Below are 13790 nucleotides of genomic sequence, written 5' to 3' on the forward strand. Positions count from 1 at the left end.
TCCCTGACATGACCCAGCAGCCCCTGCTCCTCCTCGACGTGGACGGACCACTCAACCCCTTCGCCGCCCCGAAACGGCGGCCGGACGGCTACCGGACCTACCGGCTGCGGCCCGGCTGGTGGGTGCGCAAGCAGGAGCGGATGGCGGCGGCGGAAACCAGGCTGGCGACGCGCGCGAAGCACGCGAAGCGCCCCGCCGGCCGGGTGAAGCCGCTGCGGGTGTGGCTGAACCCGGCGCACGGGCCCGAGCTGCTGGCGCTGCCCTACGAACTGGTCTGGGCCACCGGCTGGATGGGCGAGGCGAACACCCACATCGGCCCGCACCTCGGGCTGCCCGAACTCCCGTACATCGCCTGGACGGAGATGTTCGCCGAGGACCCGGACGGACTGCACTGGAAGACCCGGGACGTGGTCGCCTGGGCGGCCGGGCGCCCCTTCGTCTGGGTGGACGACGAGCTCGGGCCGCAGGACACCGCGTGGATCGCCTCGAACCACCCCGGCCCTGCGCTCACCCTGCACATCCATCCCGGCAAGGGCCTGCTGGCGGAGGACTTCGCGACCCTGCGGGAGTGGGCGGCCGCCGCATGACCGGGAAGGACGAGGGGGCGGTCCTCGGCACGGTCGAGCGGCTGCGCCGCTACCCGGTGAAGTCGCTGCTGGGGGAGGAGCTGGACGCGGCCGAGGTGACCGGGCGGGGCCTGGCCGGGGACCGCGAGCGGGCGCTGCTCGACCTGGAGACCGGCCGGGTGGCCAGCGCGAAGCACCCCCGGCTCTGGGCCGGCCTGCTGGGGTTCGCGGCGATGGTCGCGGCGGACGGCGGCGTGGCGATCACCGGGCCGGACGGGCGCGGCGCGGGTGTGGCGGACCTGTCCGAGGCGCTCGGCCGCAAGGTCGCACTGGTCGCAGAGCGCGCGGCTGGTGCGACGGTCGAGCGGGCCGTGCCCGAGGAGGTGCTGGCACACGGTATCGCCGCCGAAGTCGGCTTCACCGTCAGCGAGTTGGGCCGTGCTGCGCCCGACGGCGGCTTCTTCGACTTCGCTCCACTGCACCTGATCACCACCGCGACGCTGCGCGCCACCGGCTCCGCGGCCGAGCGCTACCGGCCGAACCTGGTGATCCGCACCGGGGGTGCGGGGTACGTCGAGAACGCCTGGGTAGGGCGGGAGTTGGCGATCGGCCCGACACTGCGCCTGCGCGTCCTGGCGGCCACCCCGCGCTGCGCCGTCCCCACCCTCCGGCACGGGCCGCTGCCCCGTCGCACCGAGGCCCTGCGCCTCCCGGCCGAGCAGAACCGGGTGGTCCCGCTGGAGGGCATGCCGGCGCTGCCCTGCGCGGGGGTGTACGCACAGGTGCTGGCGCCCGGGCGGATCCGGACCGGCGACGAGCTCAGGCTGGACCGAGGAGACTCGAACCGAGCACGGCCTCAAGGGCGTTGAGGAAGCGGTCGGTGGTCGCCTCGTCCCGGACGGCGATCCGCAGCCACTCCTCGCCCAGCCCCGGAAAGGTGTCCCCGCGCCGGACGGCGAAGCCGTGCTCGCGCAGCCGCCGCCGGACCGCTGCTGCGTCCGGCAGCCGGACCAGCACGAAGGAGGCGGCCGGTTCGCCGTACAGCCGTACGGACGGGAAAGTGGCCAGGCCCTTCACCAAGTGCTCGCGCCAGAGCGCCAGTTCGTCCGCGGCTCGGTCCGCCTCGGCGAGCGCCGCCGGGCTGCTGCAGGCCTCGGCGGCGGCCAGCGCCGGGGTGGAGACCGGCCAGAGCGGCTGGGCGGCGCCGAGTTCGGCGATCAGCGGCGCCGGGCCGAGCACGTAGCCGATCCGCAGCCCGGCCAGGCCCCAGGTCTTGGTGAGGCTGCGCAGCACGACGACCCGGCCGGGCAGGTCCCGTACCGGGGCGAGGGATTCGCGCTCGCCCGGCACGGTGTCCATGAACGCCTCGTCCACCACCAGGGTCCGCCCGGGGCGGGCGAGCGCGGCCACCGCCTCGGCGGGGTGCAGGACGGAGGTCGGGTTGGTCGGGTTGCCGAGGACGACCAGGTCCGCCTCCTCGGGGACGGCGCCCAGGCGGAACCCGTCCCCGGGGGAGAGCAGCACCCGGTGCACCCGGTGTCCGGCGTCCCGCAGCGCGGCCTCCGGCTCGGTGAACTGTGGGTGCACGACGGTGATGTGACGAGCCGTCACAACCCGGGCCAGCAGGACGAAGGCCTCCGCCGCCCCCGAGGTGAGCAGCACCTCCTCGACCGGGCGGCCGTGCCGGGCGGCCACCGCGGCGCGGGCGGCGCTCTGGTCGGGGTAGGCGGCGAGGTCGCCGAGGGTGGCGGCGAGGTGGTCGCGCAGCCAGGCCGGGGGCGTGCCGGTGCGGACGTTGACGGCGAGGTCGACCAGGCCGAGCCCGTCGGCGCGGACCTCGGCGTCGCCGTGGTGGCGCAGGTCGGGTTCGGGGGCGGTCACGCGGGGTCTCCCTGGGGGTGGGCGGGTTCGGCGGGTGAGAGGGGTGGCGCGGGCGAGAGGGGTCGGGCGATCGCCGCGGTCGCCGCCACCGCGACCGTCACCATGGCCGACTTCCGCTTGGCGACCAGGAGCCGGCCGCCCGGCGCGCTCGCCAGGGCCGCCGCCTCGGCGACGCTCGCCGTGCCGAGGGCGGCACCGACCGCGGCCGAGGGGTTGGGTACCGGTACGGCGGCCAGTTCCCGTCCCGGGTGCTCGTCCACCGGCACCCCGCCCAGCCAGTGGGCGACCCGGCGCACCGCCGGGTGGTCCGCCTTGCCGGCGACCGTGGCCAGCCGGGCCACCGCGTGCGGGGCGAGCCCGGCCTCCCGGAGCACGTCCGTCAGCAGCTGCACCGCCTCGGCGGACTCGGCGGCGCTGCTCGCGCCGATCCCGACCACCAGGGTGCGCGGGTGCACCGGTGGGTCGCCGGCGACCGGTCCGCTCATCCGCCGCACTCCTCCGTACCCGAGCCCCCGTGATCCCACCACGCACGGTCGGAACGGGTCAATCGCGGGGGGTGTGAGATCCGACGCCACCGGGCGGCAGCTGTTCGTCTGTTCTTCACCTGTCTTGTGCCGTACACGACACCGTGGCGATCCTACTGTTCTCGGCGCTCCCGCCCCGGCAGTCCCGACCTCCGGAGGACCCCATGGCCTTCGTACGACCGCGCACCCCCGGCACCCCCACCGCCGCCCCGCGCCCCGCCGTCCAGCGCCCCACCCGCCGCCGCGGGCCGCGCCCGCTCACCGCCCTGGCGAGCGGCCTCGGGCTGCTCGCCGGCTCGCTCGGCCTCTGGGCCGCCGGCGGCAGCGCCGCCGCCGACACCGCCGCCGGCCTGCCCGCCCCCGACCACGTGGTCGTCGTCGTGCTGGAGAACCACGCCTACACCCAGGTGATCGGCAGCTCCAGCGCCCCGTACATCAACGGCACCCTGGTGGCCGGCGGCGCGAAGCTGACCCGGTCCTACGCGCTCACCCACCCCAGCCAGCCCAACTACTACATGCTGTTCTCCGGCAGCTCGCAGGGCATCGTCGACGACAGCTGCGTGGACGTCGGCGCGCTGCAGGAGCCCAACCTGGCCTCCGAACTGCTCGCCTCCGGCCAGACCTGGGCCAGCTACAACGAGGGCCTGCCCGCCCAGGGCGCCACCGACTGCCGGGTCGACTCCTACGCGCAGAAGCACAACCCGTGGTTCGGCTTCGGCAACGTCCCCACCGACAGCGCGTACGGCATGGACGCGTTCCCGAGCGACTACAGCACCCTGCCCAAGCTCTCCTTCGTCGTCCCGGACCTCTGCGACGACATGCACGACTGCTCCGTCGGCACCGGCGACTCCTGGCTCAGCAGCAACCTCGACGGCTACGCGCAGTGGGCCAAGAGCCACAACAGCCTGCTCGTCGTCACCTTCGACGAGGACAACAGGCTGTCCGGCAACCGCATCCCGACCTTGCTCTACGGCGCCCACGTCGCCCCGGGCAGCAGTACCGCCACCACCTACAACCACTACGACCTGCTGCACACCCTGGAGGACCTGACCGGCGTCAACGCCCACGCGGGCAACTCGTCCGGCGCCGCCGACACCACCGGCATCTGGAACTGACGCCCGTGTACGTCGCGGACTCCCGCAGCTCGAAGGCCCCCGTCGCACCGGCCACCGGCACGGTGCGGCGGGGCGCCGTACCGGGGACGGTGCTCGCCCTGGGCACCGTCAGCCTGGTCACCGACATCTCCTCCGAGATGGTCACCGCCGTCCTCCCCCTCTACCTGCTCACCGGGCTCGGCCTCTCCCCGCTCGGCTTCGGCCTGCTCGACGGCATCCAGAACGGCTTCAGCGCCCTCGTCCGCCTGGCCGGCGGCCACCTCGCCGACCGCCGCGGCCGCGACGGCGCCACCCGCCACAAGGCCGTCGCCGCGGTCGGGTACGGGCTGTCCGCGCTCTGCCGGCCGCTGCTGCTGTTCGTCCACACCGTGCCGCTGATCGGCGCGGTGATCGCCGTCGACCGCACCGGCAAGGGCCTGCGCACCGCGCCCCGGGACGCGATGATCTCGCTCGCCACCGAACCCGCCCACCGCGGACGGGCGTTCGGCGTGCACCGGGCGATGGACACGGCCGGCGCGCTGCTCGGACCGCTCACCGCCTTCCTGGTGCTGCGCCTGACGGGCGGCCCGCTGCTCGCCGACGGCGGCGAACACCACGGCTACGACGCGGTGTTCACGGTCAGCGCCTGCGTCGCCGCGCTCGGCGTGCTGATCCTGCTGCTGTTCGTGCCGAACCGGCAAAAGTCCGACGGCCCGTCAACTCCCGCCCCCTCACTGCGCGACAGCCTCGCCCTGCTGCGCCTGCCCGGGCTGCGCCGACTCACGCTCTGCGCCGTCCTGCTAGGGCTCACCACCGTCAGCGACTCCTTCCTCTACCTGCTCGTCCAGCGCCGACTGGACCTGTCCGTCAGCCTGTTCCCGCTGCTGCCGCTGGGCACCGCCGCCGCCTTCCTGCTGCTCGCCGTCCCGCTCGGCATGCTGGCCGACCGGATCGGCCGCCACCGGCTCTTCCTCGCCGGGCACGGGCTGCTGCTGCTCGCGTACGGGGTGCTGCTCTCGCCGCTGCGCGGGCTGCCGGCGGCGGTCTGCGTGCTGGTGCTGCACGGCGCCTTCTACGCCGCCACCGACGGGGTGCTTGCCGCCGCGGCCGCCGACGCCGTCCCGGCCGAGCAGCGCGGCGCCGGGCTCGCCCTGGTCGGCACCGGGCAGGCGCTGGCCCGGTTCGCCTGTTCGCTGCTGTTCGGCGCGCTGTGGGGCGCGGTCGGCGGCCCGGCGGCGCTGGGCTGGTCGGCGGGGGCGCTGGCGCTGTGCGTGCTGGGCGCGGCCGCGGTGCTGCGCCCGTCCGGACCCGTTGTCGCTGCCGCCGAGGAGAGGGAGAGAACGTGAACCTGCAGAACCGGACCAGGGTGCTCGTGCTGCTGGTCGCCGTCCTGGTGCTCGGCGCAGTCGGCACCGGGGCCGTCCTGTACGCGGCCGACCGCACCGCCCGCCGGGACCAGGCCCAGCCCGGCGGGCCGTCCGTCGAGTCCGGCGCCGTCTCGCTCCAAGTGCCGCACGATGGACGACAGTTGCTGTTCCGCAACATGGCCTGGGGGCCGCACAGGGACGAGATCGTCACCGTCCCCGCCGACCACCCCGACGGCCCGCGCACCGCCTCCGGCCTCAGCTGCCTGCGCTTCCACGCCGCCGCCGGCACCGGCATCTGCCTGCAGGCCCAGCACGGCGCCCTGGAGGACACCTACCGGGCCGTCGTCCTCGACGACCACCTGCGCGAGCGGCGCTCCTTCCCGGCCGCCGGCATCCCCACCCGCTCCCGGGTGTCGCCGTCCGGGCACTTCGCCGCCTGGACCGTCTTCGTCAGCGGCGACTCGTACGCGGGCAGCGACTTCTCCACCCGCACGTCGATCGTGGACGTCCGCGACGGGAACCTCCGGGAGAACCTGGAGGACTTCGCGATCGTCCTGGACGGCCACCCGTACCAGGCGCACGACATCAACATCTGGGGCGTCACCTTCGCCGACGACAACACCTTCTACGCCACCCTCGCCAGCGCCGGGCAGACCCACCTCGTCCGCGGCGACCTCGCCGCCCGCACCCTCACCGCCCTGCACGACAACGTCGAATGCCCCTCGCTCTCACCGGACGGCACCCGCATCGCGTACAAGAAGCGCGTCCCGGGCCTCTCCCCGGACGCACCGTGGCGCCTCTACGTGCTCGACCTCGCCACCATGACCGAGACCGCCACCGCCGAGCAGCGCAACATCGACGACCAGGCGCTCTGGTCCGGCGACGGCACCCTCGTCTACGCCCTGCCCGGCGACTACGGCGCCGACCTGTGGACCGTACCGGCGGACGGCTCGGGCGCCGCGCAGCCGGTCACCAAGGCCGCGGTCGCCCCCGCCTACCTGGGCTGAGGAACTCTCGGCTACGGTCCCACGTCGAGCAGAGTGTGACGTCCTGATCGAGGGGGAGCGAAGAACCGTGGACGGCATCCCACCCGAGCGCATGGTGACCGACTCGTGGCCGGCCCTGAACGGCCGCCCGGTCCTACGGCGCACCGTCGCCGTCTCGCTGGTGCTGTGCGTGTCCGTCGCCGCCGCCCTCGTGGTGCGCGGCGTCAACGCGCTCACCCTCGGCGGCCCCGGCCACGAGACCGACCGCGACCGCGCCGAACGCCTGGCCGGCCTCCACCCCTCCCAGCACCCCGGCGTCGGCCGCTACTACGTGCCGGTCGGCGCCGTCTACACCCACACGTCCGACGGCGCCCCCGTCGCCTACCTGCACTACCGGCTCGGCGGCGGCAGGGCCCCGGGCGTCGGCGACTTCCTCAGCGCCTACGACCTGCCCGACCCCGGGCCCGCCGCGCCCCTGCCGCCCGACCTGGTCGCCGCGCTCGGCGGTGACGAGCCGGCCGAGGCGCCGGAGCTCTCGGAGGGGCCGGTGGCGTCCTCGCCGTCCTCGGCTTCCTCGGCGCCCGCCTCGCCCTCCGGCTCCCCGACGCCGCCCGAGCCGCCGGTCCCCTCCCCCGATCCCGCCGGTCCCAGCGCCCCCGGCGCTCCCGGTCTGCTCTCCGAGGACCCCCCGGACGGCCCGTCCACGGCGGACGGCCCGAACTGCCCGCCCCCCACGGACGGCCCGGACGGCCCGGCTCCCGAGGCCGCGCCCTCCGCCGTCGAGGCGGCCCCCGAGGGCGAGCCAGTCGTCACCGCCCCCGCCGCCGCCCCCGCCGCCGCCACCACCGCCGCCGTCCCGATCCCGGCCCCCACCCTGACCCCGGGCTGGCCCGCCTCCGCGGCTCCCACCCACGCCCCCAGCGCCCGCCGCATCTACGTGGCGACCATCCCGGGCGGCCTCCCCGGCGCCGCCGACATCTACATCCGCGCCACCGGCTGACCGGCTGACCGGCCGCAGCGCTCCGAACCGAGGGCCGACGACGCGCCGAAGCGCCCCGCCGACCGGTGTCGGCGGGGCGCTGGCGTTCCTCGGGCGGCTGTCCGTCAGGCGGCGAGGCCCGAGACGGAGGCGATCGTGACCGGGTGCCCCATGGTGGCGATGCGCCACTCGGCGAGCGCCTGGTAGGCGGGGGAGTGGTACCAGCCGTCGGCGTCGGCCTCGGTGGGGAACTCCAGGATCGCGGTCTTGGTGTACGCCGTCTCGCCCTCCAGCCGGGCCGGGGCGCCGAAGGCGAGCAGCCGGCCGCGGAAGGGCTCCATGGTGGCGCCCACGTTGGCGAGGTAGTGGCCGAGCTCGGCGTCGGAGGTGTGGTCGGTGCGGGTGATGACGATGTAGTGCACGGTGTTCTCCTCGTGGATCGGTGCGGGGGTGCTCAGCGGCCGACGGGCGCGAGCTCGGGGGTCAGGGGGGCGGTGGGGGCGGCCGGGGCCGCAGCGGGGACGGGGGGCTCGGACACCGGCGCCGGGGCGGGCTTCCGGGCGGCCGGGGCCTGGCCGACGACCAGGGCGCCGAGGGCCACCAGGAGGCCGAGGACCTGCCAGCCGGTGAGGGTCTGGCCGAGGACGACGAGGCCGCCGACGGTGGCGACGACCGGGTTGACGAGGCCGAGGAACGAGGTCGGGCCGGCGCCGAGGTGGGCGATGCCGCGGAACCAGAGCACGTAGCCGAGCGCGGTGCTGAGCAGGCCGAGGTAGGCGAAGCCGGCCAGGTTGGCGCCGCTCAGGGCCGGCGGCGCGCCCTCGACGACGGCCGCGAGCGGGACCAGGAAGACCGAGCCGGCGAGCAGTTGCCAGGCCGTGAGGTCGAGCAGGGTGGCGTCCGCGGGGCGGCCCCAGCGGCGGGCCAGCACCGTGCCCATGGCCATCAGCGCGATCGCGGTGACCATCGCGGCGATCCCGACGCCGTCGAGCCGTGCCCCACTCTTGAGCACCAGGAGCGCCACGCCGCCGACCCCGGCCAGCCCGGCGAGCAGGGTCCGCCGTCCGGGCCGGACCCGGAGGACCCCGATGGAGAACCCGGCGACGAGCAGCGGCTGGATCGCCCCGATGGTGGCCGCGACCCCGCCGGGCAGGCGGTAGGCGCCGACGAAGGTGAGCGGGAAGAACAGCCCGATGTTGAGCATCCCGAGCACGGCTGCCCGCCCCCACCAGCGTCCCTTGGGCAGCTTGCGGCCGATCAGCAGGAGCAGCAGCCCGGCCGGCAGGGCCCGCAGCGCGGCGAGCAGCAGCGGGCGGCCCTCGGGCAGCAGCTGGGTGGTGACCAGGTAGGTCGTGCCCCAGGCGGCCGGGGCCAGTGCGGCGGTGGCGGCGATCCCAGCGCGCTTGCGGTCCATGATGCCCATCCCCTCAACGTTGATTATCTGAACGTTGAGATAAGTTCTACGCCCCCAGATCGGTGAACGTCAAGTATGTGAAGGTTAAGATATTCGGGTAGGCAGCAACCGAGCAGACGGCAACCGACCCCCGGAAGGCGGCAGACCATGGAACGGCACGACACCGTGGAACAGCGCGACACCGTCGACGACATCGTCGAGCAGTGGACCAGGACCCGCCCCGACCTCGACGTGGAGGTCATCGCCCTGATCGGCCGGATGCGGCGGCTCGGCATGCGGGTCGACAACGCCCTGCGCGAGTACTTCACCTCCTGCGGCCTGGACTCCTCCGAGTTCGACGTCCTCGCCACCCTGCGCCGCTCCGGCGAGCCCTACGAGCTCAACGCCCGCGCCCTGCTCAAGTCCGCCATGGTCACCTCCGGCGCCATCACCAACCGGGTCGACCGGCTGTCCGCCAAGGGTCTGGTCGAACGCAACCCCAGCCCCACCGACCGCCGCGCCGTCCTGATCCGCCTCACCCCGGCCGGCAAGGAGCTGATCGACGCCGCCCTCGACGGCCACGTCCGCAACGAGCAGCGCATCCTCGCCCCCCTCGACCACGACGAGCGCGCCCAGCTCGACGCCCTGCTGCGCAAACTCCTCATCGCCCACGGCGACACCGAGCCGCTGCTCGACTAGGGCTGTCCCGGCCGACCGGCTCGGGGGCGTGTCCGGCGCCCTCCCGGGTGCGTTAACCCGGGAGGACGCCGCGCCGGAGGAGAGGCCCGATGAAGGACAGGACGCCCAGGGAGATCGCCGTCCACGACCAGCTGCGGGCGGCCGGGGCCGAGGGGGCCCAGTGGCTCGCCGCCGCCGGGTGGGGCCCGCCGGTGACGGTGCCGGTGCAGCTGGCGGCCCCGTGGCAGCAGGAGGTCCGGGCCCGGATGCTGGCGGCGCAGGCGAACCGGTCCTGCACCTGGTGCGACCACCTGCTCGACGGCGGACCGCAGCCCGTCGTCGTCCACGCCGAAGACCCGACCCACCTGATCTGCCGGGCCTGCTCGGTCGCCGCCCGCCCGCACCGCCCCTGCCTGGACTGCGGCAGGCCCGCCGACTCCGCGTCCCCGCTCGACGGCCGCGAGGACGTCTGCATGGGCGCGGTCGCCATCTACACCCGCCTCCGCTGCACCGCCTGCCACCGCAACGGCCCCCCGAACACCACCTTCGGCAAGAGGAGTTGACGGGACTGCTCGGGTCCGGGCGCCCGCTCCGCCGACCTCGCCGCAGACCTGCTCGCCCGGGCCGGTTCCACCGACCCGACCCCGCCGGGCCCCTATACTCCGGGTGCGCGCGGTCGGCCAAGGGGGAAGCATGAGCGTGGTTGTGATCGTCCTCGTACCGGTGCTCCTGGTGCTCCTGTTGGTGGTGCGGTCGCTGACACTGGCGCCGCTGGTGTGGCTCCAGCGGGCGACGCGCCAGCAGGCGGCGGCAGCGGTGGGCGCGGGCGCGCCGGCCGGTCGGCGGCCGTTCGTCGTCGCGTCGGCGCTGGGGCTCGGCTGCGCGGCAGGGGTGGAAGCCCTGCTGTTCCTCGGCGACGTCCGCGGCCTCCGGATGCTGCGGGCCCCGATCGACCCCTCCGACGGGCCGCGCCTGCTGGTCCAGGCATCGCACGTGCCGCTCCACACGGCGGAGCTCTGGTACCTCGTCCCGGCGATCTCGGCGCTGGTGCTCTGGCTGCTGTTCTGGTTCCTGACCCAGCGCAACCTGCTGACGATCCGCATGCCGGCGCGCGTCTGGTCGGCCCGCACCACCCGGCGCCGGGTCTTCGGTCTGCTCGCGCTCCGCGCGGTGCTGGGCGTGTTCCTCCTGCCGTACTGGCTGATCTTCGCCGTGCTGCTGTTCCAGATCGGTGCGACGGTCACCAGCAGGCGGCACGAGCCGGTCGTCGCCAGGGCGGACGCCGCGCCAGCCGTCGTGCCCGCCGTCGTGCCGACGGCTCCCGTCCCCGGCCCGGTCGCGGCCACCCCGGTGCCGCAGCCGTACGTCCCGACGCAGTTCGCGCCGCCCGTCCCGCCCGTCCCGCAGGCCCCGCCCATCGGCAAGCCGCTCAGCCCCCACGACGCTCGCACGATCGGCGGCTACCAGCTGCTCGGCCGGATCGGCTCCGGCGGCATGGGCACGGTCTACCTCGCCCAGCGCCAGGGCTCCGCCACCCAGGTCGCGCTCAAGACCATCAATCTCGAACTCCTCCACGACGCCGAGCTGTTGCGCCGCTTCCAGCGCGAGTCCGAGGTGCTGGCCATGGTGCCCGGCGCCTACACCGCCCGGGTGCTCGACACCGGCGTGGACGCCGGCCGCCCGTACCTGGCCATGGAGCTGCTGGACGGCCGTCCCCTGGACGTCCACCTGCGCGAGCAGGGGCCGATCCGCTCCGCCGAGGCGCTGCGCGCCCTCGCGCTGGCGCTGGCCGTGGCACTGTCCGGGGTGCACCGGCTGGGGCTCGTCCACCGGGACCTCAAGCCCGCCAACATCATGCTCACCTCGGCCGGCCCGCGCCTGCTCGATTTCGGCATCGCGGCGATCGTGGACGGCACCCGGCTCACCGCCACCGGCGGCGGTCCCGGCACCCTGACCTACATGGCGCCGGAGCAGTTCGGCGACGGGCGGGTCGGCACGGCCGCCGACATCTGGGCCTGGGCGTGCTGCGTGGTCTGCGCGGCGCACGGCGCCAGCCCGTTCGCGGCCACCAACACGGGCGCGGTGATCCGCCGGATCGTGGACACCGGGCCCGAACCGGCCGCGCTGGCGGCGGTCCAGGCGCTCGACCCGGCGCTCGCCGCCGTCGTCACCCACGCGCTGGCCAACGACCCGGCGCAGCGCCCGGCGGACGGCACCGGCCTGCTGGCCGCGCTCGCGGCGGCCCAGGCCACCCCGCCGGACCCGACGGCCGTCCACGACCAGATCACCCGGGGCTGGCAGACGCTCGCGCTCTGAGAGCCCCCCGGGGACCGGTCAGCCGAGCGCCAGGACGCGCTCGGCGATCAGTCCGGAGCACTCCGCCGCCGAGGCCCGCGAGGTGTCCACGACCAGGTCGTACGTGACGCCCTCGTGCACCGCCTCGGCCTGCGCGGCGGCCATCCCGGTGACCCGGTCGCCACGGGCGGCCTCCCGGGCCGCGGCCACCGCGGGGTCGCAGCGTACGCCGACCCAGAGCACGGACAGGCCCTCCAGAGCGGCGCGCCAGCGGGCCTGCGAGGCGGTGGTGCCGAGGAACACCTCGTCCACCACGATCCGGGCGCCGGCGCGGGCCATCGCCGCCACCCCGAGCGTCCAGGCGGCGTCCAGCGCGGCGAAGACGGGCCCGACCTCCACCGTGCCGTCCCCGCCCTCCAGGCCGCTGATGCCGCCTGTGCCGCTGCCGCCGTCGCCGCCGTCGCCGCGCAGCGAGGGCGGCAGCGCGTCGACCATGGTGTCCGCGCCGAGGTGCAGCCACGGCTCCGGCAGCAGCTCCTGCAGGCAGCGGGCGATGCTCGACTTGCCGGAGCTGGAGCCCCCGTTGAGGACGATCACGTTCATGCGCGGCATCCTAGGACGCACGGCTTTCAGCGGGCGCGGCTTTCGTAGTCCGCCGCAGCGGCCGCGAAGGCGGAGGCCACCCCCGGCGCCCCCGCCCAGTGCAGGTGCAGGTACGAGGCGTGCACGTTGGTGCCGGCGAAGCCCTCCGTGCGCGGGCCGGTGGGCAGGTGCCAGCCCCAGGCGGGGTGTTCGCCCGCGCCCGGTTCGCAGACCGTCCGGTGGAACTCGTGGCCGCGCAGCCGGGTGCCGGCCGCGGCGAGGGGGGAGTCGTGCAGGGCGACGGCCTCCCGGTAGCCGAGGGTGAGCCGTTCGGTCATCCGGGCGTCGGCGGCCAGTACGCCGCACATCGGCAGGCCGTCCAACTCCCGCCCCAGGTAGAGCAGTCCGGCGCACTCGGCGGCGATCGGCCCGCCCGAGGCGGCGAACGCGGCGATGGCCGAGCGCAGTTCGGCGTTGCCGCTCAACTCCCGGACGTACAGCTCGGGGAAGCCGCCGCCGATGACGAGTCCGGCCGTCCCCTCCGGGAGCGCGGAGGCGTGCAGCGGGTCGAAGGGGACCACCTCCGCCCCGGCTGCGCCGAGCAGTTCGGCGTTCTCGGCGTAGGAGAAGGAGAACGCCGCGCCGCCGGCCACGGCGATCCGCGGCCGCCCGGCCACGGGATCGACCTCGGCCGAGGGCGCCCACGGTTCGGCGTCCAACTCCGGTGCCGTGCGGGCGAGTTCCAGCACAGCGTCGAGGTCGACGGAGGAGCCGACCAGCTCGCCCATGTCGGCGACGGCCTTCAGCGCCTCCGCCGAGCGCTCCACCGCCGGGATCAGCCCGAGGTGGCGGGAGGGCGTGGCGACCGCGGCCGAGCGGCGCAGTGCGCCCAGCACCGGCACGCCGGAGCCCTCCTCCAGCGCCTCGCGCAGCAGTTGCTCGTGCCGGTCGGAGGCGACCCGGTTGAGGATCACCCCGGCGAGCCGCACCTGCGGATCCCAGGAGGCGAAGCCGTGCACGAGGGCCGCCACCGAGCGGGACTGCGAGGAGCCGTCCACCACCAGCACCACCGGCGCCCGCAGCAGCTTGGCCACGTGCGCGGTGGACGCCAGCTCCCCGCGCCCGGACGCCCCGTCGAACAGGCCCATGACGCCCTCGACGACCGCGACGTCCGCCCCCGCCGCGCCGTGCAGGAACAGCGGGGCGATCCGCTCGGGCCCGCACAGGAAGGCGTCCAGGTTGCGGCCCGGGCGCCCGGCGGCGAGTGCGTGGTAGCCCGGGTCGATGTAGTCGGGGCCGACCTTGTGCGGCGACACCGTCAGCCCGCGCGCGGCCAGCGCGGCGATCAGTCCAGTGGCGACGGTGGTCTTCCCGGCGCCCGAGGAGGGCGCGGCGACGACCAGACGGGGGATGTTCACGCGGGCGTGCGCGGGGACGTTGCTCAA

Annotated in this window: 15 protein-coding genes; 9 read left to right on the forward strand and 6 right to left on the reverse strand. The window is 75.3% G+C overall.

What is annotated here, in order from left to right; genetic code table 11:
• Positions 1-8: 8 nt before the first annotated feature.
• Entirely contained in the window at positions 9-587 is a 579-nt protein-coding gene (locus tag BX285_RS25330) for a hypothetical protein (protein WP_097235787.1), read from the forward strand.
• Positions 584-1435, forward strand: a complete 852-nt coding sequence (locus BX285_RS25335) for an MOSC domain-containing protein (RefSeq protein WP_097239927.1) — start codon at positions 584-586, stop codon at positions 1433-1435. Before BX285_RS25330 ends, BX285_RS25335 begins: the two co-directional genes overlap by 4 nt.
• On the opposite strand, the gene cobC is transcribed toward BX285_RS25335, so the two are convergent.
• Both cobC and BX285_RS25345 read right to left on the reverse strand, forming a co-directional pair.
• Positions 1386-2447 (reverse strand): Rv2231c family pyridoxal phosphate-dependent protein CobC, encoded by a 1062-nt coding sequence (cobC, locus tag BX285_RS25340; protein WP_097235786.1) that lies wholly within the window; start codon positions 2445-2447, stop codon positions 1386-1388. The genes BX285_RS25335 and cobC overlap by 50 nt on opposite strands.
• On the reverse strand, positions 2444-2932 hold the full coding sequence (locus tag BX285_RS25345) for a cobalamin biosynthesis protein (protein ID WP_121178259.1): 489 nt from the start codon (positions 2930-2932) through the stop codon (positions 2444-2446). Before BX285_RS25345 ends, cobC begins: the two co-directional genes overlap by 4 nt.
• A 203-nt stretch (positions 2933-3135) precedes the next feature.
• On the opposite strand from BX285_RS25345, the gene BX285_RS25350 reads away from it, so the two are divergent.
• The 4 genes from BX285_RS25350 to BX285_RS25365 all read left to right on the forward strand — a co-directional run bounded on the left by BX285_RS25350 (position 3136) and on the right by BX285_RS25365 (position 7418).
• Complete coding sequence (locus tag BX285_RS25350; protein ID WP_121178260.1) at positions 3136-4086, forward strand: alkaline phosphatase family protein; 951 nt, start codon at positions 3136-3138, stop codon at positions 4084-4086.
• Between the two features lie 5 nt (positions 4087-4091).
• Positions 4092-5411, forward strand: coding sequence for an MFS transporter (locus tag BX285_RS25355; RefSeq protein ID WP_121178262.1), 1320 nt, complete (start codon positions 4092-4094; stop codon positions 5409-5411).
• A 2-nt stretch (positions 5412-5413) separates the two neighbouring features.
• On the forward strand, positions 5414-6439 hold the full coding sequence (locus tag BX285_RS25360; RefSeq protein ID WP_121179004.1) for a TolB-like translocation protein: 1026 nt from the start codon (positions 5414-5416) through the stop codon (positions 6437-6439).
• A gap of 67 nt (positions 6440-6506) precedes the next feature.
• Positions 6507-7418, forward strand: coding sequence for a hypothetical protein (locus BX285_RS25365; RefSeq protein ID WP_147465227.1), 912 nt, complete (start codon positions 6507-6509; stop codon positions 7416-7418).
• A gap of 104 nt (positions 7419-7522) precedes the next feature.
• Here BX285_RS25365 and BX285_RS37525 read toward each other — a convergent pair whose 3' ends face one another.
• Together BX285_RS37525 and BX285_RS25375 are read right to left on the reverse strand one after the other, a co-directional pair.
• Entirely contained in the window at positions 7523-7819 is a 297-nt protein-coding gene (locus BX285_RS37525; protein ID WP_183107219.1) for a DUF1330 domain-containing protein, read from the reverse strand.
• 32 nt (positions 7820-7851) lie between these two features.
• Complete coding sequence (locus tag BX285_RS25375; RefSeq protein ID WP_259470786.1) at positions 7852-8820, reverse strand: EamA family transporter; 969 nt, start codon at positions 8818-8820, stop codon at positions 7852-7854.
• Positions 8821-8958: 138 nt separating this feature from the next.
• On the opposite strand from BX285_RS25375, the gene BX285_RS25380 reads away from it, so the two are divergent.
• The 3 genes from BX285_RS25380 to BX285_RS25390 all read left to right on the forward strand — a co-directional run bounded on the left by BX285_RS25380 (position 8959) and on the right by BX285_RS25390 (position 11784).
• Positions 8959-9489, forward strand: coding sequence for a MarR family winged helix-turn-helix transcriptional regulator (locus BX285_RS25380; RefSeq protein ID WP_121178265.1), 531 nt, complete (start codon positions 8959-8961; stop codon positions 9487-9489).
• 89 nt (positions 9490-9578) lie between these two features.
• A complete protein-coding gene (locus tag BX285_RS25385; protein ID WP_121178267.1) occupies positions 9579-10031 on the forward strand; it encodes a hypothetical protein in 453 nt (150 codons plus the stop codon).
• A gap of 130 nt (positions 10032-10161) precedes the next feature.
• Positions 10162-11784: a serine/threonine-protein kinase gene (locus tag BX285_RS25390; protein WP_121178269.1), complete on the forward strand. Its 1623-nt coding sequence runs from the start codon at positions 10162-10164 to the stop codon at positions 11782-11784.
• Between the two features lie 18 nt (positions 11785-11802).
• Here the strand turns inward: BX285_RS25390 and cpt are convergent, their stop codons facing one another.
• Positions 11803-12366 carry a chloramphenicol phosphotransferase CPT gene (gene cpt / locus BX285_RS25395; RefSeq protein ID WP_183107220.1) on the reverse strand — a complete coding sequence of 188 codons (564 nt, stop codon included), beginning with the start codon at positions 12364-12366 and terminating at the stop codon, positions 11803-11805.
• Positions 12367-12392: 26 nt separating this feature from the next.
• Complete coding sequence (locus BX285_RS25400) at positions 12393-13790, reverse strand: cobyrinate a,c-diamide synthase (protein ID WP_121178271.1); 1398 nt, start codon at positions 13788-13790, stop codon at positions 12393-12395.

Source organism: Streptomyces sp. 1114.5 (genome assembly GCF_003635085.1).
Lineage (GTDB): Bacteria > Actinomycetota > Actinomycetes > Streptomycetales > Streptomycetaceae > Kitasatospora.

Coding starts and splice junctions, on each gene's coding strand:
- BX285_RS25330 (WP_097235787.1), top strand. CDS start 9: ATGACCCAGCAGCCCCTGCTCCTCCTCGACGTGGACGGACCACTCAAC.
- BX285_RS25335 (WP_097239927.1), top strand. CDS start 584: ATGACCGGGAAGGACGAGGGGGCGGTCCTCGGCACGGTCGAGCGGCTG.
- BX285_RS25345 (WP_121178259.1), bottom strand. CDS start 2,932: ATGAGCGGACCGGTCGCCGGCGACCCACCGGTGCACCCGCGCACCCTG.
- BX285_RS25350 (WP_121178260.1), top strand. CDS start 3,136: ATGGCCTTCGTACGACCGCGCACCCCCGGCACCCCCACCGCCGCCCCG.
- BX285_RS25375 (WP_259470786.1), bottom strand. CDS start 8,820: ATGGGCATCATGGACCGCAAGCGCGCTGGGATCGCCGCCACCGCCGCA.
- BX285_RS25380 (WP_121178265.1), top strand. CDS start 8,959: ATGGAACGGCACGACACCGTGGAACAGCGCGACACCGTCGACGACATC.
- BX285_RS25385 (WP_121178267.1), top strand. CDS start 9,579: ATGAAGGACAGGACGCCCAGGGAGATCGCCGTCCACGACCAGCTGCGG.
- BX285_RS25390 (WP_121178269.1), top strand. CDS start 10,162: ATGAGCGTGGTTGTGATCGTCCTCGTACCGGTGCTCCTGGTGCTCCTG.
- cpt (WP_183107220.1), bottom strand. CDS start 12,366: ATGAACGTGATCGTCCTCAACGGGGGCTCCAGCTCCGGCAAGTCGAGC.